Source organism: Arenimonas fontis (assembly GCF_008386465.1).
Lineage (GTDB): Bacteria > Pseudomonadota > Gammaproteobacteria > Xanthomonadales > Xanthomonadaceae > Arenimonas > Arenimonas fontis.
Genome location: NZ_VUOD01000002.1, coordinates 34,311 through 54,452 on the forward strand (window position 1 = coordinate 34,311; position 20,142 = coordinate 54,452).

16 protein-coding genes are annotated in these 20,142 nt (G+C 69.1%); 6 read left to right on the forward strand and 10 right to left on the reverse strand.

From position 1 onward, the window contains the following. Positions 1 to 54: 54 nt before the first annotated feature. Genes F0415_RS02440 through F0415_RS02455 form a run of 4 tightly spaced genes read left to right on the forward strand, consistent with a single transcriptional unit; the run spans position 55 to position 5,123 of the window. Entirely contained in the window at positions 55 to 1,776 is a 1,722-nt protein-coding gene (locus F0415_RS02440) for a vWA domain-containing protein (RefSeq protein WP_149859618.1), read from the forward strand. Between the two features lie 10 nt (positions 1,777 to 1,786). Next, entirely contained in the window at positions 1,787 to 2,770 is a 984-nt protein-coding gene (locus tag F0415_RS02445) for a hypothetical protein (RefSeq protein ID WP_149859619.1), read from the forward strand. Beyond that, on the forward strand, positions 2,767 to 3,369 hold the full coding sequence (locus F0415_RS02450; protein ID WP_149859620.1) for an IMPACT family protein: 603 nt from the start codon (positions 2,767 to 2,769) through the stop codon (positions 3,367 to 3,369). The genes F0415_RS02445 and F0415_RS02450 overlap by 4 nt, the downstream gene beginning before the upstream one ends. Further along, positions 3,366 to 5,123, forward strand: coding sequence for an ABC transporter transmembrane domain-containing protein (locus tag F0415_RS02455; RefSeq protein WP_149859621.1), 1,758 nt, complete (start codon positions 3,366 to 3,368; stop codon positions 5,121 to 5,123). Before F0415_RS02450 ends, F0415_RS02455 begins: the two co-directional genes overlap by 4 nt. A 155-nt stretch (positions 5,124 to 5,278) precedes the next feature. On the opposite strand, the gene F0415_RS02460 is transcribed toward F0415_RS02455, so the two are convergent. From F0415_RS02460 to F0415_RS02495, 8 genes are all read right to left on the reverse strand, one after another. After that, positions 5,279 to 5,482: a cold-shock protein gene (locus tag F0415_RS02460; RefSeq protein ID WP_149859622.1), complete on the reverse strand. Its 204-nt coding sequence runs from the start codon at positions 5,480 to 5,482 to the stop codon at positions 5,279 to 5,281. Between the two features lie 102 nt (positions 5,483 to 5,584). Continuing rightward, a complete protein-coding gene (locus F0415_RS02465) occupies positions 5,585 to 6,328 on the reverse strand; it encodes an S-methyl-5'-thioinosine phosphorylase (protein WP_149859623.1) in 744 nt (247 codons plus the stop codon). Position 6,329: 1 nt separating this feature from the next. After that, positions 6,330 to 6,878: a hypoxanthine-guanine phosphoribosyltransferase gene (locus F0415_RS02470; protein WP_188310279.1), complete on the reverse strand. Its 549-nt coding sequence runs from the start codon at positions 6,876 to 6,878 to the stop codon at positions 6,330 to 6,332. Further along, positions 6,875 to 7,882 (reverse strand): beta-N-acetylhexosaminidase, encoded by a 1,008-nt coding sequence (nagZ, locus tag F0415_RS02475; RefSeq protein ID WP_149859625.1) that lies wholly within the window; start codon positions 7,880 to 7,882, stop codon positions 6,875 to 6,877. Before nagZ ends, F0415_RS02470 begins: the two co-directional genes overlap by 4 nt. Continuing rightward, the gene (locus F0415_RS02480) at positions 7,882 to 8,385 is read right to left on the reverse strand and encodes a CYTH domain-containing protein (protein WP_149859626.1); all 504 of its coding nucleotides are present in this window, start codon (positions 8,383 to 8,385) and stop codon (positions 7,882 to 7,884) included. Before F0415_RS02480 ends, nagZ begins: the two co-directional genes overlap by 1 nt. Before the next feature lie 8 nt (positions 8,386 to 8,393). Further along, positions 8,394 to 9,716, reverse strand: a complete 1,323-nt coding sequence (gene rlmD, locus F0415_RS02485) for a 23S rRNA (uracil(1939)-C(5))-methyltransferase RlmD (protein ID WP_149859627.1) — start codon at positions 9,714 to 9,716, stop codon at positions 8,394 to 8,396. A 119-nt stretch (positions 9,717 to 9,835) separates the two neighbouring features. Then, the gene (locus F0415_RS02490) at positions 9,836 to 10,450 is read right to left on the reverse strand and encodes a YdbL family probable chaperone protein (RefSeq protein ID WP_149859628.1); all 615 of its coding nucleotides are present in this window, start codon (positions 10,448 to 10,450) and stop codon (positions 9,836 to 9,838) included. Positions 10,451 to 10,460: 10 nt separating this feature from the next. Next, positions 10,461 to 12,497 (reverse strand): hypothetical protein, encoded by a 2,037-nt coding sequence (locus F0415_RS02495; RefSeq protein WP_149859629.1) that lies wholly within the window; start codon positions 12,495 to 12,497, stop codon positions 10,461 to 10,463. A 46-nt stretch (positions 12,498 to 12,543) separates the two neighbouring features. On the opposite strand from F0415_RS02495, the gene F0415_RS02500 reads away from it, so the two are divergent. Further along, the gene (locus F0415_RS02500) at positions 12,544 to 13,212 is read left to right on the forward strand and encodes a response regulator (RefSeq protein WP_188310264.1); all 669 of its coding nucleotides are present in this window, start codon (positions 12,544 to 12,546) and stop codon (positions 13,210 to 13,212) included. A gap of 332 nt (positions 13,213 to 13,544) precedes the next feature. Continuing rightward, on the forward strand, positions 13,545 to 14,513 hold the full coding sequence (locus F0415_RS02505; protein ID WP_149859631.1) for an IS5 family transposase: 969 nt from the start codon (positions 13,545 to 13,547) through the stop codon (positions 14,511 to 14,513). Between the two features lie 125 nt (positions 14,514 to 14,638). Here F0415_RS02505 and F0415_RS02510 read toward each other — a convergent pair whose 3' ends face one another. Together F0415_RS02510 and F0415_RS02515 are read right to left on the reverse strand one after the other, a co-directional pair. Further along, the gene (locus F0415_RS02510) at positions 14,639 to 15,241 is read right to left on the reverse strand and encodes a hypothetical protein (protein WP_149859632.1); all 603 of its coding nucleotides are present in this window, start codon (positions 15,239 to 15,241) and stop codon (positions 14,639 to 14,641) included. After that, positions 15,241 to 20,085 carry an RHS repeat domain-containing protein gene (locus tag F0415_RS02515; RefSeq protein WP_149859633.1) on the reverse strand — a complete coding sequence of 1,615 codons (4,845 nt, stop codon included), beginning with the start codon at positions 20,083 to 20,085 and terminating at the stop codon, positions 15,241 to 15,243. Before F0415_RS02515 ends, F0415_RS02510 begins: the two co-directional genes overlap by 1 nt. Between the last annotated feature and the right edge of the window lie 57 nt (positions 20,086 to 20,142).

Here is a 20,142-nt window from a genome sequence, read left to right on the forward strand (position 1 = left end):
CGTCGCGCCCGGTCGGACGTTGACATTGGTGCCCACCCCGACAGGAGTTCCGCCATGTCTCGTATCCGTCCGACCCTGCTGGCCGCCGCCCTCGCCTTCGCCCTTGGCGCCGGCTGCACGCGTCCGTCCGAAACCCGCATGGAGGCGGAAGCCGATGCCCCGGTCAAGGCCAAGGCCGAACATCATCGGCGCGCCGAAGCCGCTGCCGAGAGCGAACGTCTCGCCGTCGCCGCTGACGGCCTTCCTTCCTCCCAGCCTCTGTACGCGCCGTCTGCCCCGCCTCCGACCGGCGCCGCCCCGGCTGCGCCGGTCCTGCGGACGCCGGTGCCCGAGGTGAACACCGAGAACTACGCCAGGTTCGAGGACAACGGCATCGTCCGTACCGCCGAGAACCCGGTTTCCACCTTTTCCATCGACGTGGACACCGGCAGCTACAGCAATGTCCGGCGCATGCTCAATGCCGGCCGATTGCCGCCGAAGGACGCGGTGCGGGTCGAGGAGATGCTGAACTACTTCGACTACGCCTATCCCGCTCCGGACAGCCGCGAGCAGCCCTTCGCCAGCCGCGTCGAGCTGGCGCCCGCGCCCTGGAACCCGCGCCGCCTGCTGATGCAGGTCGGACTGAAGGGCTACAGCGTGCCGGCCGCGGAGATTCCGGCCGCCAACCTGGTGTTCCTGGTGGACACCTCGGGCTCGATGTATTCGGACGACAAGCTGCCCCTGCTCAAGCAGGCCTTTGCCCAGCTGGTGCCGCGGCTGCGCGCCCAGGACCGGGTTTCCATCGTCGCCTACGCCGGCAGTGCCGGCCTGGTGCTGCCGCCGACCCCGGGCGACCGGCATGGCGAAATCCTGGATGCGCTCAACCGCCTGGAAGCCGGCGGCTCGACCAATGGCGGCGAAGGCATCGAGCTGGCCTACGCCGTGGCGAAGCAGGCCTTCATCGAGAACGGCGTCAACCGCATCCTGCTGGCCAGCGATGGCGACTTCAACGTCGGCATCCGCGATCCGCGCGCGCTGGAAACCAGGATCGAGGCCGGTCGCGAATCCGGCGTGGCCTTCAGCGTGCTGGGCTTCGGCGGCGGCAACTACAACGACGCCCTCGCCGAGCGGCTGGCCGACGCCGGCAACGGCAACTACGCCTACACCGACAACCTGATGGAGGCGCGCAAGGTCCTGGTCGAGGAAATGGGTTCGACCCTGCTGACCATCGCCGGCGACGTCAAGGTGCAGGTCGAGTTCAACCCGTCCACGGTGGCCGAATACCGGCTGATCGGCTACGAGAACCGGACCTTGGCGCGCGAGGACTTCAACAACGACCGGGTGGACGCCGGCGAAATCGGCGCCGGCCACGACGTCACCGCCCTCTACGAGATCTGCCTGCTTGGCATGGGTTGCGATTCCTCCGACCCGCTGCGCTATGGCAAGGTACCGGCCACCGCGCCGCATGCCGACGAACTGGCCTACCTGAAGCTGCGCTACAAGCTGCCGGGCGACGAGCACAGTGTGCTCATGGAGCAGCCCGTCAGGCGCAGCCAGGTACGGGACACCGCCAGCGGGGACTTGCGCTTTGCAGCTGCGGTGGTCGCCTTCGCCGACCTGTTGCGCGGCGGCGGCAACACCGGGGATTTCGACTGGGCGCGGGTCGAGGCCCTGGCCCGTGACGCCCGCGGCGACGACCCCTGGGGTCATCGCGGCGAGTTCTTGCAACTGGTCGGCATGGCGCGCAGCCTGAGCGAGGCACGCCAGCCTGGCATCGCCGCCATCCACGAGGAGTGAAAGCAGCGCCGTGAACACACCGCAGGACCCGCGTACGCAGCCCCTGGCCGGCGAGGAAGCCGAGCTGGCCCGGGTGCTGCGCGCGCTGCCGGCCGGCGAACCGCCAGCCCGGGTGGACGCCGCCATCCTGCGCGCGGCCACCGACGCCGCCGCCGGCCGGGACGGCGGTCGGCCGGTCCCGTCGCGGCGGCGCCTGCCGGCCTGGGCACTGGGCACGGCCGCCGCCGCCGTGCTCGCGGTTTTCGTCGGCGGTCAGCTGCGCCCCGCCCTGTCGCCGGCGCCGCGCGAACTCATCGCCGAGGCCAGGCACGAGCCCCTGCCCCCGGTCGGGGCGGCCGGGCAGGCACCGGTGGCGGACGATCCGGGCGCGGATCTGCCCGATCTGCCGGTTCCACCCCCGCCGCCGCCCGCGCCCCGGGCACCTTCCCCCGGAACGGCAGCCACCCCGGAGGCCGTCGCCACCGGCGACCGGATCGCGCCGGCGGCTGCGCAGGACGATGTGACGGCCGCGGCCGACCCGGCTGACGTCCATCGCGGCGGCGCCGAACGGCAGGCGGCGCGGACCGAGGAACGCCGGCACGCGGCAGCGGCAGCATCGACCGCGGACACCGCCGCCAAGGCGGAACTCGAGGCAGCGGCGAAAGCGGCAGCGGAAACGGTGGAACTTCGCAAGGCCTCGGCTTTCCGGCAAGCCGAGGCGGTCGCCGTACCGACGCCCCTGGCGGACGAGGGCGCGCCCACCGATGCCGGTGCGGCGCCACCGACCGAGCCTCCGGCACCGGCGCCTGAACGCGCTCGGGCAGCGGTCGCCGCGCCCTCGCCGCTGCCGCCGGTGGCGGACGACCGGCTACTGCCGCCCGAAGCCTGGCTGGAACGCATCCGCGAGCGCCTGCACGCCGGCGACGAGGCCGGCGCCCGCGCCAGCCTGGTCCTGCTGCGACGCGCCCACCCGGACCTGGTCATTCCCCCCGACCTGGCCGGATTGGAGCGGTGAGTCGCGCCCAGACCCTGGCGGGTCCGGCCGAGCACCTGCTCGAGGTCCGCAAGAGCCGCTTCCTGGCCCGCGCCAGCCCGGCAACGACACCGGAGCAGGCCCTGACCTTTCTGGCCGGGGTCGCAGATCCCCAGGCCAGCCACAACTGCTGGGCTTACCGGGTCGGCCCGCACTACCGTTTCTCCGACGACGGCGAGCCCGGCGGTAGCGCCGGCCGGCCGATCCTGGCCGCCATCGAGGGCCAGGGGCTGGACCAGGTGGTGGTGGTGGTGACGCGCTGGTTCGGCGGCGTGAAGCTGGGCGTGGGCGGCCTTGCGCGCGCCTATGGCGCCGCCGCCGCGGAATGCCTGCGCACGGCGCCGCGCCGCGATCTGGTGGACTGGGCCGAAGCCGAGCTGGCCTGCGACTTCGCCCACGCCGGGGCCGTGTACGGGCTGCTGGCGCAGCTGCAGGCCGACAAGCTCGGCGAAGGCTTCGATGAAGACGGCTTGCGCCTGCGGTTGCGCCTGCCGGTCGCGCGCCTGGATGAGCTGGCGGCTAAACTGCGCGACCTGAGCCGCGGCAGCGCCCGGCTGCATCGCACCGACAAGGAAACATGAGCTCCTCCGAACGCGTCCGCGTGCCCGTGAACTCGCTGCGCGGGCTGCTGCCCTTCCTGCGCCCGCACCGGGGACTGGTGGCCCTGTGGCTGGGCGCGCTGGCGCTGTCGTCCACCGCCACCCTGCTGTTGCCGGTGGCGGTGCGGCACATGATCGACCAGGGCTTTTCCTCGGAAGGCTCGGTGGACCGCTGGTTCGCCCTGCTGTTCGCGGTGGCGGTGCTGCTGGCGCTGGCGACGGCGGCGCGCTTCTACTTCGTCACCCTGCTGGGCGAACGCATGGTCGCCGACCTGCGCCGGACGCTGTACCAGCACCTGCTGTCGCTGGACATGAGCTTCTTCGAGCGCAACCGTTCCAGCGAACTGCTTTCCCGCCTCTCGGCCGACACCGAACTGTTGCGCAGCGTGGTCGGCTCCAGCATGTCGGTGGCCCTGCGCAGCCTCGTCACCGTGCTGGGCAGCGCGGTGATGCTGGCGGTGACCAGCCCGCGCCTGGCCCTGCTGGCCCTGTTGGGCATTCCGTTGGTGGTGGCGCCGCTGGTGCTGTCGGGCCGGCGCGTGCGCGCCGTGGCCAAGGCGGCCCAGGATCGCGTCGCCGAGGCCAACGCCCGCGCCGGCGAGACCCTGGGCGCCATGCACACCGTCCAGAGCTATGCCCGCGAAGCCTACGAGGCAGGCCGTTTCGGCGAAGCGGTGGCCGTGGCGCTGCGGGCGGCGCGCCGGCGTATCCGCCTGCAGGCGGCGCTGACCGCGGTCGTGATCGTGCTGGTGTTCGGTTCGATCACCGCCGTGCTGTGGATCGGCGCCCAGGACGTGGTGGCCGGGCGCATGAGCCCCGGCACCCTGGGCCAGTTCGTGCTGTATGCACTGATCGGCGCCGGCTCGGTCGGCGCCCTGGCCGAGGTCTGGGCGGAGGTGCAGCGCGCCGCCGGTGGCATGGCCCGTATCGAGGAGCTGCTGAACGAGCGCCCTGGCCTGCCGGTGCCGGCGCAGGCGACCGCGCTGCCGGACCCGGTGCGCGGACACCTCGTCTTCGAGCACGTGCGCTTCCACTACCCCAGCCGCCCGGACGCGCCGGCGCTGGAGGATTTCTCCCTGGACGTGCGCCCGGGAGAGACAGTGGCGCTGGTCGGGCCCTCGGGCGCCGGCAAGAGCACGGTGTTCCAGCTGCTGCTGCGTTTCCACGATCCAGAGACCGGCACGATCACCGTGGATGGTGTGGACCTGCGGGCGCTGGACCCGGTGCAGTGGCGCCGGCACATCGCCCTGGTGCCGCAGGCCCCGGTGATCTTCGCCGCCAGCGCCCGTGACAACATCGCTTACGGCCGGCTGGACGCCCGCCAGGCCGACATCGAGGCCGCGGCCCGCGCCGCCGAGGCACACGAGTTCCTGAGCGCCCTGCCCGAGGGCTACGACAGCCAGCTGGGCGAGCGCGGCGCCCGCTTGTCCGGCGGCCAGCAACAGCGCCTGGCGATCGCCCGGGCCCTGCTCAAGGACGCGCCGATCCTGCTGCTGGACGAGGCCACCAGTGCCCTGGACGCGCAAAGCGAACGTGCGGTGCAGCAGGCCCTGGAGCGGCTGATGCGCGGCCGCACCACCCTGGTGATCGCCCACCGCCTGGCCACCGTGCTCAAGGCCGACCGCATCGTGGTGATGGACCGCGGCCGCGTGGTGGACCAGGGCCGCCACGCCGAGCTGATAGCCAAGGGCGGCCTCTACGCCGAACTGGCGCGGCTGCAGTTCGGCCAGCACTGAGCCCGGACCCTGCGGCGGCCGGCCAGAACCCGCTGCCCCGCCCGCGGAGCCCGGAGGCCCGGCCCCTGCCAGGGCCGGATGCGTACGGAAACAGGAAGCCCCGCACTGGGCGGGGCTTCCTGTTCAAGGCGTTCGATCTGCAATCTGGCCGGGGTTCAGGCCGGCACGACGTTGGCCGCCTGCGAGCCCTTCGGGCCCTGCACGACGTCGAAGCTGACGCGCTGGCCTTCCTGCAGCGTGCGGAAGCCCTTGGCGTTGATGGCGGAATAATGCACGAACACGTCCGCGCTGCCGTCCTCGGGCGCGATGAAACCGAAACCCTTGGCGTCGTTGAACCACTTCACGGTGCCGAAACTCATAAAACGTGACCTCAATGCGGTAGGTAGCGAGCGTGCGCCGTGTTCCGGTTCACCGGGCCGCGTGCACGGCCCGAGTATGAACAAGGGCAAAACGCTTGACAATCACCCCAGCAAGGCCTCGACCACGGCCGGCAAACCGGCCGACGCCGCCTCGACGTTGGCCAGCACATCGGCCAGGGTGATCTCGGTGGCGTCGCCGCAGCCGGCCGCCCAGTTGGCCACCACGGCCAGGCAGGCGTATTCCAGACCCGCCTCGCGGGCCAGGCCGGCTTCGGGCATGCCGGTCATGCCGACCAGATCGCAGCCGTCGCGGCGCAGTCGGGCGATCTCGGCCTTCGTCTCCAGACGCGGCCCCTGGGTGGCGCCGTAGCAGCCGCCGTCCAGCACCGCCACGCCGGCCCGCGCCGCCGCCGCCAGCAGCTCGGCCCGGAATGCCGGGCTGTAGGGATCGCCGAAGTCCACGTGCAGCACCTCGCCGCCCTCGCCGTCCCAGTAGCTGCCGGCACGGCCCCAGGTGTAGTCGATCAGCTGGTCGGGGCAGGCCAGCACCCGCGGAGCGAAACGTTCGGTGATGCCGCCGACGGTGTTGATGGCCAGCACGCGCCGCGCACCCAGCTCTTTCAGCCGCCAGAGATTGGCCCGGTAGTTCACCCGATGCGGCGGCAACGCATGGCCTTCGCCATGCCGTGCCAGAAAGCCGACCCGCTTGCCGGCCACCGTGCCCACCCGCACCGGTCCCGAGGGCTTGCCCCAGGGCGTGTCGCCGCCCACCGCCTCGGCGCCTTCCAGGCTGGCCAGGCGGTAGACGCCGGTGCCGCCGATCACCGCGAGGTCCAAACCGGCCATTTCAGTCCTCCAGGGCGTAGATGGCCGGCAGGTTGCGGCCCTGGCCGTAAACGTCCATGCCGTAGCCGTAGACGTAGCGGTCCGGCACCTTCACGCCGACATGCTCGGCGGCGATTCCGGGCACCCGCCGGTCGTGTTCCTTTTCCGCCAGCACCGCCACCCGCACTTCGCTGGCGCCCTCGTCCAGGCACCACTGGCGGATCGCGCGCAGGGTATTGCCTTCGTCGAGGATATCGTCGGCCAGAAGCACCTTGCGCCCGCGCAGCGGCGTGGCCGGACGATGCAGCCAGGCCAGGCCGGCACCGGTGGTCTGGCCACGGTAGCGGCTGGCATGCACATAATCGAACTCGATGTCGGTATGCATGGCCAGTGCCAGCTGGCCCGCGAAGGGCAGGCCGCCGTGCATCACGGTCAGCAGCAGCGGCCGCTCGCCGCCGGCATAGTGTGCGTCCAGTTCGGCGGCCAGGCGGCGGATCTCGTGGTCCAGGCGCTCGCGGTCGTACAGCACCGTCGAGCGTTGCAGGGCGGTGGCCAGGTCCAGGCTCATCAGGCAACTCCTTCCGGCCCGGCCAGGCGAGCCCGGGCCTGATCGTAACGCGGCTGCGCCAGCAGGCTGTCCCAGCCGGCGGCGCCGCGGCCCAGCAAGGCGGTCAAGGCCGCGGCATTGGTCGGCGGCGCGTCGTCCATGGTCGCCAGCGAGGCCGGCACCAGGGCCGGCGGGCAGACCAGCACCACGTCGCAACCCGCCCGCAGGTGGGCCAGGATGCGGGCGCGCACGCCGCCGGCCGATTCGGCCGCGGCCATGCCGATGTCGTCGGAGAAGACCACGCCGCGGAAACCCATCCGCGCGCGCAGGATCTCGCTGATCCAGCGCGGCGAATAGCCGGCCGGCTCCGGCGCGACCTCGGGATAGCGTACGTGCGCCATCATCACCGCGTCGGCGCCGGCAGCGATGCCGGCCCGGAAAGGCAACAGGTCCTCGACTTCCAGCACCGCCAGCGGCCGCGGATCCACCGCCTCGTCGAAGTGCGTGTCCTCCAGCACCGAACCGTGGCCGGGGAAATGCTTGAGGGTGGCGGCCATGCCGGCTTCGTGCATGCCGGCGACATAGGCACGGGTGAGCTCGGCCACCACCGCCGGCTCGGCGTGGAAGGCGCGGTCGCCGATGGCGCGGTTTCCGCGGCCCAGGTCCACCACCGGGGCGAAGCTCAGGTCCAGGCCGGTGGCGCGGATCTCGCTGGCCATCAGCCAGGCGTGCTCGCGAGCCAGCGCCAGGGCACCGGCGGGGTCGCGCTCGTACATCGCGCCGAGGCCCGCCAACGCCGGCAGCGGCAGGTAGCCGTCGCGGAAGCGCTGCACGCGGCCCCCTTCCTGGTCCACGCAGACCAGTATGGGCCGCGGCGCGGCCTCGCGGATGCCGGCGGTCAGTTCCGCCACCTGTTCGCGCGAGGCGAAGTTGCGCGAGAACAGGATCACGCCGGCCACCGCCGGGTGCTGCAGCCATTCCCGCTCTTCCGCGGCCAGGCTGTGGCCCGCGATTCCGATCACCAGCATCAGGCTTGCTCCTGCGCGCTCCAGCGCGCGTACGGGCGCTCGGCGAGCGCCAGGTTGTAGTACCGCGGCTGGCCGGTCACTTCCGCGCCCAGCCAGTCGGGTCGTTCGAAGGCGGCATCGGCCGAGTCCAGCTCCAGTTCGGCCACCACCAGGCCGGCATTCTCGCCGAGGAACTCGTCCACCTCGAAGACGTGGCCACCGTGGTGCACGTAATGCCGCAGTTTCTCCACCCGGCCGCCTACGCAGAGATTCAGCAGCGCTTCGGCATCGGCGAGCGGAATCTCGTAGTCGAATTCCTGGCGGGTGCTGCCGATCTCGCGTGATTTGAGATTGATCCAGGCGCGGTCGCCGGCGACGCGCACGCGCACCGAGGCCTGCTGCCGGCCCTCGCGCAGGCTGGCGGCGTCGTTGAGATAGCCCTGGACCATGCGCTGCGAGCGCGTGACCCGGCGCCGCCAGCCCTCGCCGATCACCCGGAACTTCCTTTCGATCTCGATTCCCATCCCTTGCCTCAGCATTCGAACAGGGCGATGGATTCGACGTGCGCCGTCTGCGGGAACATGTCCATGGCGCCGGCGGCAACCAGCCGGTAGCCGCGCTCGCGCACCAGGAAGCCGGCGTCGCGGGCCAGCGAGCCCGGATGGCAGGACACATAGACGATGCGGCCGATGCCCCTGAGCGGCAATTGCGCCAGCGCTTCGGCAGCGCCAGCCCGGGGCGGGTCCAGCAGCAGCTTGTCGAAGCCTGCGCGCATCCAGGGCTCGCCGGCCAGGTCCTTCGCCAGGTCGGCGGCATGGAACTCGGCATTGGTCAGGCCGTTGGCGGCGGCGTTTTCGCGCGCCCGCTGCACCAGCCCGGCCTCGCCTTCCACGCCCACTACCCGGCCCGCCCTGCGCGCCAGCGGCAGGGTGAAATTGCCCAGGCCGCAGAACAGGTCGAGCACCCGATCCTCGGGCCGCGGATCGAGCAGGTCCAGCGCCAGGCGGATCATCCGGTGGTTGAGGCCGGCATTGACCTGGATGAAGTCCAGGGGCCGGAACGCCAGGCGCAGGTTCCATTCCGGCAGCAAGAACGACAGCGGGAACCGTTCTGGCCACAGCGGATGCACGGAGTCGACGCCTCCTGGCTGCAGGAACACGGCGTGGCCACTGCGGCGGGCGTAGTCGCGCAGCTTCTCCAGGTCACCCTCGGACAGCGACTCCAGGTGCCGGAACACGAAGGCCAGGCCCTCGTCGCCGGCGATGAACTCGATCTGAGGAATGATGCGGCGACCGTCCATACCATCCACCAGCGCCGCCAGTTCGGGAATGGCGGCCGAGATTTCCGGCAGCACGGTGTGGCATTGCGTAAGGTCGGCGACGAAGCGCGGGTTGGCCTCGCGAAAACCGACCACGGTCCTACCCTTCTTCTCGACGTAGCGCACCGAAAAGCGGCCCTTGCGCCGGTAGCTCCAGGCGGCGTCGGTCAGTGGCGGCAGCACCCGTTCCGGTTCGACGTGACCGATGCGGCGCAGGTTGTCCAGCAGGGTTCGCTGCTTGGCCTCGATCTGCTTCTCCTCGCGCATATGCTGCAGCACGCAGCCGGCACAGTCGCGAAAATGCGGACAGCGCGGCTCAGTCCGGTCCGGCGAGGCCCTCACCACCTCCAGGGTGCGGGCCTCGTCGAAGTGACGATTGCGGCCGGTACGCTCTGCCCTTACCAGTTCACCCGGCAGCGCGCCCTCGACGAAGACCGTCTTGCCCTCGGCGTTGCGGCTGACGCCGCGGCCATCGTGGCTGAGATCATGGATGTCGAGTTCGAGGCGCTGGTGAAGCTTGCTGCGGGAACGGGACACGGGACGGCCTGGTGGAGCGGGCCGCGGATTGTCGCACACCCATGCCCTGCCGGCGGAAAGCAGGGCCCACAGCGCGGCGGGCCGGAGCTGCGCCCGGCTCGCCGCGTTCTGCGTGGACCTTACTTCTGCTTCCAGCTGCCGTCGGCGGCCTGGTACCACCAGCCCTTGCGGGCGCTGGCCACCCACTGCCGGGCGAAGGTCTCACGGATCTGCGCTTCCCACTCCGGGTGGTTGTTGGCCACGGCAATCTCTCGGTACAGGGCCTTGCGGTCGCGGTTGTCGTCAGCCACGGCGGCGTTCACGGCCACCCGGTCCTTGAGCGGCAACAAACCAGCGTCGCGCACCACCACCAAGCCATCTTTGCCGAAACCGAGCGCCCCGCTGTCGAAGTGCGGCTGCAGGGTGCCCTGGAAGCGCTGCGCCATGCGGTCGCGGATCGCCTGGATGGCCGGGGTACGGATGTTGAGCTGCTCCTGTGATTGCGCCTGCGCGCTCGGTATCAACAGGGACAGCGGATCGAAGCCTCGGCGAGCTGCCGGCAACTGCAGCGCCTGCGGCTGCTCGCTGGCCGGGCTGGCCTCGTCCTCGCCGATAACCTTTTCGACGAACTCCTCGGCCGCCTGCTGGGCCTCGGCCGCAGGGAAATAGACGTTGATGGTGACGCATGCTCCCAGCGCCAGCACGGCCGCCGCCACCGTGAACACCTGCAGGAATCTAGAACTGGCCTTGCGCATCGCTCTCTCCTTACTGGATGACCGGGGCCTGGCCCTCGGTGGCCGCCTTCAGGCGGGCCACCAGGGTCGGCCAATCCACCCGGCGGCGGAAGCCCACCACCTGGATGCGCGGCAGCCCCGCGCCCTGGACGATGGTATAGCCATCGCCGGCTGAATCCACGCCCGACATCCGGCAGACGTTGTCGCGCAGCTGGCAGCCCAGGGCCAGGCGGGCGTAGCCGAAGTCGTCGAACAGGCGCAAGGCCTGGGCCTGCAGGCTGCCCATCAGGCCGGCACCGCCGACCCGGGAAATGTCCTCGACCGCGCGCTGGCTGATCCGCCGCTTGCCCTTCCAGCCATCGTCGCTGCGCAGGTAGGCGTCGAAGGTCACCGGCGACCAGTCCACCATGCGCAGGTCGCGAATGTAGCCGTCGAGGCGGCCGGTGATGGAACCGAAACCGAAGGCAGCGGTCATCGGCTCCATGTCCACATCCTCGATCTCGACGTTGGCCGAGAGCGTCGGCGCGACACCAAAGGGCCGCTCCATCACCAGGTCCGAGAGCTCCAAGGTGCCGCCGAAGACCTGCATCGCCAGACCGCCGTCCAGGGTAAGAACGCCATCGGCATAACGCGCCGAGGGAATGCGCCCGCCGAGGCTGCCGCTGAACGGTGGCCAGCCCAGGCGCTGCGACAGGCTGCCCAGGTCGAGTCCGTTCAGGCGGACGCCAAGCTGGAATCGGGCGCCTCGCCCCTTTGCGGGTGGCTGCCAGCGCAAGTGTTCGAGCGTAATACGACCGCCCAGGGTTTCGGCGGCCGTGGGGCGGACCAGGCGCAGCTCGCGGTCGAGGCTGCTCAATTCGAACTCCGCCGCGCCCAGGCCGATGCCGTACAAGGCGGCGCTACGCCAGGCCAGGCGGCTGGCAAGCGGATCAGTGCCGGCATGCCAGCGAAGGCTGCCGTCCAGGCCGGAAAGGACAAAACGTTGGCGTGGGTCCACCGCGTTGAGCATCTCCGCCTCGAGGTCCAGGCGGGTCAGGCGGGCGTCCTGGATGGAGATCTCGGCGCCCAGCACGCCGGTCAGCACCAGGTCGGGAAAGCCGGCCGGCGCCAGGAAACCGCTGAGGTAACGGTCGCGGGCCGTCGTCAGATCGGCGATGCGCAGCTGCAGTTGCAGGTCGTCCAGGCCGGCCTCGGCATCCAGCATCGCCCGTCCACTCACCTCCAGCACACCCGGGTCGAACCAGCGCAAGCGCGGCAAACGCCAAGGGCTGCTGCCGCGCTGCTCCATCTGCAGCTCGGCTTCGGCGCCGCCCACAGGCAGCGGGACGTAGAGGCTGCCGGCGAGGAATTCGCCGCCGCGGACTTTCAGCCTTGCCTGCAGGCTTGTGTCGGAACCCTGCCGATCCAGGTCCAGCGCCAGGTCGCCGCCCACGCCGGCCGCCGCCAGTATACCGCCGGGCGTGTCCAGGCCGATGTCGTCCAGGCGTAGGTCCGCTGTCACCGTAGTCGCCGCGCCCAGGCCGAGATCGAGCCGGCCGTCGACGCGGCCGGAACTCCAGCGCCCGTCGGCCCAGAGCCCGGACAGGAAGCCTTGCAGCCAGGCGACGGGCAATTTCTCCAGCTGAACGCGCACCTGCCCCGGTGCGCCGGCGACGGTGTGCACGCCGATGCGGGTGGCGCCACGGCCCAGCACCGCCTCCAGGGCGGCCGGCGACAGGGCGACCCGCAGGCCGGCCCGCTCGCGGCCACCCAGGCTGACCGGGCCGGCGCAGCTCCACCCGTCCGGCCCCTCGCGCTGGAGCGGGCAGCGCCAGGCCAGATCCCGCCCCTCGAAGGCCAGCAAGGGCGCGATCGCACGTTCGGCCACCAGCTCCAGCTCGCCGCTTTCTCCGTCGTCGGGCCAACGCAGACGGGCCTGCACGCCGGCCAGCTGTGCCGCCTCGCTGCGTACCGTCTCCACCCGCAGGCGCAGCTCGCGCGCCTGCGCGGGCAAGGCCGCCGGCAGCGTCGCCAACAGCGCCAGCAGGGACAGCCCCCAGGTCTTGCCGCGGATCGCGGGTCTGCGCATGCTCGCAAGCATAGTGCCGGGGAACGGCCATGACACGTGCGCACCGATGAATCCAGGTCTGCTCCTGCTCGAAGACGATCCGGTCAGTCGCGGCTTCCTGTCCCAGGCACTGGCCCCCCTGGGCTTGCCGGTGGACTGCGCCGGCGGCATCGCCGAAGCCGAGACGCTGGCACGCGAACGCCGGCATGCCGTCTGGCTGTTCGACCTGTGCTTGCCCGACGGCGACGGCCGGGACCTGCTGGCCCGGCTTCGCCGCGAGGGCCGGGATACCCCTGCCCTGGCCCTGACCGCCGACGACGTCGCGGCCACCGACGGCATGCTGCGGACCATGGGCTTCCGGGCCGCGCTGAGCAAACCCGTCAGCGGTGAAGCCCTGCGCCGCACCGTTAGCGACTGCCTGGCCTTGCCCGCCTGGGATGACCGCGCGGCGCTGGCCGCCCTGGCGGACAACGCCGAAGCCATGCGGCACCTGCGCAAGCTTTTCCTCGACGAGTTGCCCGAACAGTTGCGCCAGGTGCTCGCCTGCCTGGATGCCGGCGATGTCACGGCCGCCCGCGCTCTCCTGCACCGGCTCAAGGGCAGCTGCGGATTCGTCGGCGCAGCCGCGCTGGGACAGGCCGCGCGGGCCTTGCACGACGAGCCATGGGACAGCGCGTGCCGGCGGACCTTCGAGTTTCGGGCGCGGGAACTGCTTCGGCCCGGGGATGGGATCTGATAGGTCGGGCCGCGCCGGATTCATCCGCGACTGAACGCCCCTTGTTCCGGAACCGCATGACGCGGCTACGGGCTCATGGGGTCGATCGGTGAACATCGAGCCGTCCACGGCGTCGGACATCTGGCCCTGCTTCGACCTGGAGTCTCTGGAATCACCGGGGCGATTCGAAGTTCTACTTTCGCGTTGTGTGCTTGACGGGGAAGCTTACGGCCTGACCGCCGCTACCGGTGGCCCAGTGTCGGGTAATTACCCAACTTGTACATGCTAAGGAAACTCTGAACAAATCAGCCTGACTGGGCGACAATAGCGCACCGTATCTGGAAAGACGATCGATGCAGCTGACGTTCGGTGACGCCGAGGACCTGGGCCAGCGCAAGCAGACGCGCCGGGAGCTGTTTCTGGCCGAGATGGAGCAGGTGGTGCCGTGGCAGGCGCTACTGGGTCTGATCGAGCCGCACTACCCGAAGATGGGCCGCCCGGGCCGGCCGCCGTATCCGTTGGCGACGATGCTGCGCATCCACTTTTTGCAGCAGTGGTACGCGCTTTCCGACCCGGCGATGGAAGAGGCGCTGGTCGACACCTCGGTGATGCGCCGGTTTGCCGGGATCGGCGGGCTGCACGCCATCCCGGACGAGACGACGATTCTGAACTTCCGGCGTTTGCTGGAGCAGCACGGCCTGGCCGGGAAGCTCTTTGCGCAGGTCAATGCGCACCTGCAGCGCAAGGGGCTGAGCCTGCGGTCGGGGACGATCGTGGATGCGACGATCATTGCGGCGCCGAGTTCGACCAAGAACCGGGAGGGTCAGCGCGACCCGGGGATGCACCAGACGAAGAAGGGCAACCAGTGGCATTTCGGGATGAAGGCGCACATTGGGGTCGATGACGAATCCGGCCTTGTTCACCATGTGCAATGCACGGCGGCGAACGTGGCGGATGTGACCCAGATGCACAAGCTGCTGCATGGGCACGAGGAGACAGTGTGTGGCGACAGCGGCTACACCGGGGCGGACAAGCGCGCCGAGTTGCAGCATGTTGATGCGGGCTTCCTGATCGCGGAGAAGCCGTCGAAGCTGCGGGCGATGAAGAACAAGCGCGACCGCCACTACGCCGCGCGGTGGGAGCACTACAAGGCCAGCGTGCGCGCGAAAGTCGAGCATCCGTTCCGGGTGATCAAGCGGCAGTTCGGCTACACCAAGGTGCGTTACCGCGGGCTGGCGAAGAATGCGGCGCAGGTGTTGACGCTGTTCGCGTTGTCGAACCTGTGGATGGCGAGGCGACGGGTGTTGCAACCGACGGGATAGATCCGTCCGATGGACGGGAAACCCGGTCGAAAACGGCTCGAAATGGCGTAGATTTGGTCAAACCGAGCCTGGTCGGGCGCTCGACGCTGAAATCAAGCGGTCAAGGCGCGTTGATCAGACCTTCCCTAATGCGTTAACAATTTCAAGAATGGCATCGCGAAGCATTCAAAATAGCCGCGGTGATCCTTTAGGAAGTCTTCGACAAAAGCGCGCGCCTCGTCCTTGCGGCCCATCAGGTACAAACAGGCGGCGACCCGTTCAGGGTATCCACCCAGCACGGGCACACGTTCTTGGAGTAATGGCAACAAGTGCTGGTAGCTTGCGATCGACTCGCCGTAAGGCAGCCCAATGCTCACATACAGATGCGCTAGGCGCGCTGCTTCGGCTTCAAGGTTCGTCTGACGCGTAAAACGAAACATCTTTTCATTTGGTGCCAGTTCGCCCATGTGCACAGCGTATGTCGCAATACTACGGTTGTACTTCCGTCCCTCAAGAGCGGTACAAAGCTTCATGATTGGCACAGCGTGCACACCAACAAATGGATTGACTTCCACATACTCCTGCTTCAAAGCATGATTGAGTCCGACCCAACAATGAAAGTCATTTCTGAGCGGCCAATCAACATTCTCTTTCCGGTAACGCGTGAAACCTGCCGCCTCCAGTGCTCTATAGCACTCCTCCAGAACCCTCTGCTTGTAGGCCGCATCGCAACGTTCGACGGCACTCATCAGCAGCGCTTCACGTCATAGCATTTCATTTGGGTTGGCTTGCCCGGCTCAAGACCTGCATTCGCAGCGTTCTGACCACGAGGCGTGACTGGGCGGCCAGCATCGATGTCCGCTTGCACCGCCCTCTGCCCAGGAGAAAGTCTCCCACCGCCACTCTTCACTTCTACTACTCCACGATCTGTCGTTACGATGTCCGCAACACTTCTTTGTCCAGTTGAAGCTTCAAGCGTCACACGTCGCCCAGCCACCGAATCGCCCAAACTTGTCGCCACAGCATCCTCTGCTCTGGCACCTTTGGCGGCGTTCTCGGCGATGTTACTTCCTGCCTTGATGGCCTTGCCAGCAGCATCACCAAAGACGGGAACAAGCCCAACGCCCGCCGCAGCAATATTGACTGCACTTGGATCCTGAATGGCTTCGAAAACAGCCTTAGCATCACCAACAACAGGGATAAAGTCGACAACAAGCCCTGCTGCCGCACGAGCAGCGGCAGGGTCGCTTGTCGACTGACCCGACGCTGACATACCGCACCCGCTACCGCTAAGGCTGTCGCAGGCCCGCCCATCAGGGTCGCGGTTCGCATACGGATTATTGGCGGCGTAGTTGTACCGGTTGGAGTTCCATCCGGTCGTCATGTCGGCCGCCACTGGATCCACGCTCAGGAACCGCCCGATCACCGGATCGTAATAGCGCTGCTGCATGTACACCAGCCGGGTGGCCGCGTCCATCCGGTGCCCCGTGAAGCCCGGGCCATTGCGCCAGGTGCCGTCCGCCGGCTCGCCCCAGGCCGTCAGCCGCTCGCGGCCCACCCCCTGGCCGGCCTCGTCCGTCTCCGCCACCGGGCTGCCCAGGGCGTCGGTGTGCTGGTAACGGACATAGCGAACGGCGCCGTCGAACGACACCGTCCGCGTCGCCACCAGCGTCCCGCCCAGGTAGATGTGGTTGTGCCTGAACTGGGTCTTGAGGTCGTTCGTGTACAGCAGCCGGCCATCCTGGCCGTACTGGAAGTAGGTCGAGGCACCCTGCACCTCCCGGACCCGGCGGCCCAGGCCGTCATACACATAGGTGCTGGACAGGCCCCCCACCGTGCTGGCGGTCAGCCGGTGGGCCAGGTCAAAGCTGAACGTGTCGGTCGGACCGCCCACCCACTGCCGCTGCACCAGGCGGCCGCGGGCGTCGTAGCTCTGGCTGAACACCCCGGCCCCGGCGGCGTCCTTGACCTGATGGTTGCGGTTGGCCGCGTCGTACGCCAGCCGGTAGTCCCGGCTGCCCTGGGCCAGGCGGCGGAGGTTGTCCAGGGCATCGTAGGCGAAGCTTCCGTTGCCCCCTTGAGCACTGCCTGCGGTCACCCCAAGCAGCCGGTCCAGAGCGTCATAGCGCATGTCCCGGTTGCCGGGCTGGCCGGGCAAGCCATCCGAAATGGCCGCCACGTTGCCGTTGTGGTCGTAGTCGTAGCTGTCGTCCAGGATCACCGTGCTGCCCAGGGCGTCCCGGCTGCGTTCCGGCAGGCCACGGATGTTCTGGCTCAGGGTGTGGACGAGGCCATTGCCGTAGGTGAACTGCTTGATCGCCCCGTTCGGGTGGTAGGTGACGCCGGTGGCGTAGGTACCAGCCTGGGTCGGCTGGCCCAAGGCATTGGGCGCGTAGTTCACCTGGTGGCCGTCCCGGTAGGTCAACGTGGCCAGGTGGCCCAGGGCGGTGTAGCCGTACTGGGTCAGCCAGTCGAGGCTGCCGTACTGCAGGCGCTCGCTGGTCAGTCGCCCCAGGCGGTTGTAGCCATAGGTCAGGGTGACCTGGCCGGACACCACCTGGTGCACGGCGCCGTCCGGGTGGTAAGTGGTGCTCACGTCCGGGGTGTCGTCCGGGTAGTCCACCAGGATCAGGCGGTTGCGGGCGTCATAGCGGCGCAGCACCTTGTCGGCCGCCGCCACGCTGCCGCGGTCGCAGCTCAGCGTGCTCAGGCCCGTCCCCTCGGCGCTCCAGGCCAGGTTGCCGGCGGCGTCGTAGGCGAACAGGGTGGCGCCCGTCTCCGGCTCGATCCGCTTGCACAGCCGCTGCTGGGCGTCATACACGTACTGCCGCACCACCGACTGCGCACTGCCGTCGTACATGCCCGAGCGGGTCAGGCGGGTCGGGTGGCCGAAAGCGTTGCGGGCGATCTGGGTGCTCTGCTGTTCCGGCTGTCCTTCGGCCTGGACGATCTTCACCGGCCAGGCCGTGCTGGGCTGGTCCCAGGCCAGGTACTCGGTCAAGGTGCTGTAACCGCGGGGGTTGGTGACGCGGGTCTTGTAGCCGCTCAGGTAGGCCGTGGTGGTGACGAGCGGGCCAAGTTCGCTGTCCTGGCTGACCCGGGTGACCCGGCCCAGGGCGTCATAGGCGGTGCCCACGCCCTGGCCGAACGAGGCGATGCCGCTGGCACTGGCCCGCGGGTAGCCCTCGAACACCACCCGCCCGTAGGCGTCGTGGCGCCAGCCACGGAAGCGCTGCGTGCCCCCCGGGTCGGCCGCGTCGTACTCCCGCTCGATCACCGGCCGCCACAGGCCGTCGTAATAGGTCGCCTTGCGGTAGCTTCCCCGGCTCTCCACCACCCGCCAGTGCCCGGCCGGAAGGCCGTACTCGCTGCTGGCCACCTGCACGTAGGCGTAGCCGGTCGGCGCCCAGGCGCTGGCATCGCACACCCCGGCCTGGCTCCCCGACGGCCAGGTCACCCCGCTCACCCGGCCCATCCCATCGTAACCGTAACAGGTTCGCGATCCCCGCTCGTCCTCCCGCCAGACGATCCAGCCCTGATCGTTCACCCCCGCCTTCACCACCGTCCCGTCCGCCTGGCCGATCGTCTGCGGAATGCCCCGCTTCCAGTCCGTCAGCGTCGTCGCCTGGCCCCGCCCGTCCGTCACCGTCCACACCGTGCCGTCGGCGTGGTAGGACAGCGATTGCTCGAGCGGACCACGCGTCGTGGTCGTGCCCGGCGCGTAGAACCGTAGCGGCAGTGCCGTCGTAGGGTCGTACTCGACTTCAGCAAGCACGACATCGGGCTCCGTGTCGGTTACCGTCACCCGCGCCACCTGCCCCAGCACCCATGCGCCCAGATGGTGGAAGTATTCGGTGCGTTCCGTGCGGCTGGTACCGAGCGAACTGGCACGGATCACCGACACCGGCCTGCCAAAAGCATCGTACTGAGTCACCAAATAAGAAAAGTCGGTGCCCTGTCGTCTGGTCACGCTGCTCTTCAGTGGCCTCAAGGCCTCGGCCGTAAAGCTGTCGCCGCGCGGCTGCGGGCTCTGGCCCAACATCGGCGGAAACGGCTGGCCGCTTCCGCTGATCTGATACTCGTCATCCCGGCTCTCCAGGATCCCCGTCGGCCCAGTTCCCCGCTCGACCCTCAGCAGCAGGCCCTCGTTGTCCCGGTAACGGTTGCCGAACGTGTACCGCACATAGGTTCCTTCCGGTCCCCTCACTTCGGTGAAGGAATGACCCTGAACCGGCGCGAAGCCAAATACCCCGCCATAATCGTAATTCCACTCGGCCGCAGCCAGGCCGGGACCGGTTACCCGCTTGCGCAACAGCGCCAGCGCATAGAACTGCACCGGATACGCCGGCAGGTCGTCATTGGGGTCGTTATATGGCCCGGTCACGTTTTCGCAGACGTACGGCACGTTCGAGCGGCCAAACCGCCGCGGCGCAACCGTGAACTCCGCAGTCGCACCAGACGGGTGGGTGATGCGACCAACCGCCTCGCCGCTAAGGACGTCCGGCGGATTGAAACAGTCGCGCCACGGTTCCCCGGGCTCCTGGGTCACGTAGCGAATACCCGCGGACGACAACGCGGCAAAGTCGATCGTCCAGCGGCTGCCGTCCGGCAGACCTACCTGCGTCAGACTGCCCCCGGGCCCGTACTGGTATGACCAGCTTCGGCCGTGTGCCGTCACCGAGGCCACCCGCCCCTGGCCGTCATAACCCAACGTGATCCGGCGACCATCGCTGGCTTCCACCGCAGTCAGACGGACCGGCTGGTCGGCCGCATTGGCATAGCTGTACGTGACCCAGTTCCCGAACCGGTCCTCGACCCGGGTGGCGTACAGCGACACCCGGTCACGATAAAGGATGACATCGCCGCTTCTGGCCTCGACCTGGTTGACCTTCGCCCGTAACCCCTCTACCCCGTTGCTCGCCATCCAATCGAACCAGTACCGGGTGCCGTCGGCGGTAATCGCAAGGAACCCCTGGCCGCTGCCATTGCGCACGCTTGCCAGGCAGCCGAAATAAGTCCAGTCATTCGTCACCCAGTACCACGGGCCGCCAGCAGGCCGCTGCGACCCCGCCGCCGTCAGCAACAGTTCCTGACTGCCCCTGCCCGGCAGGTCCACCTGATGACCCTGCCAGTACTGCTCCGGCAGGAAGAAGTTGCTACCCAGGGTGACCGCCGGGGGCTGCGCTGCCGCGACACTGCCCACCGCACACCGGCTTGGGCTACCGCTGGCATTGACCCAGCCCGTCTGCCGGGCAAATACGCCATGTACGCGCGGCAGCTCGATATCCCAGTCGCCGAAGGCCAAGGCCTGGGTCCGATGCTCGCTTACGGCAAAACTGCGCCGGATCGCCACCGTCAGCGCGGCATTGCCCGGCAGCTCCACATCGGTCGCCGAAAAGCGCAGGCTGCCGTTGTACAGGCCAACATCATCACCGGCAAAGTCCGGACCCAGCGCGCCCACCACCTGCCGCGCTTTGACCAGCGCGCTGTGTTCCTCCCACTTGAACTTGGCTTGCGCCGCCACCGGTCCGGCGATCAAGGCAGCAAGCAACGCCAGCGCCGGCATCGCCACAAACAAACGACCATCCCGCATGGGCTTCCTCCCCGCACCCGACCGCGCACCCCAAGCACGCACGCACTCGAAGGTTAC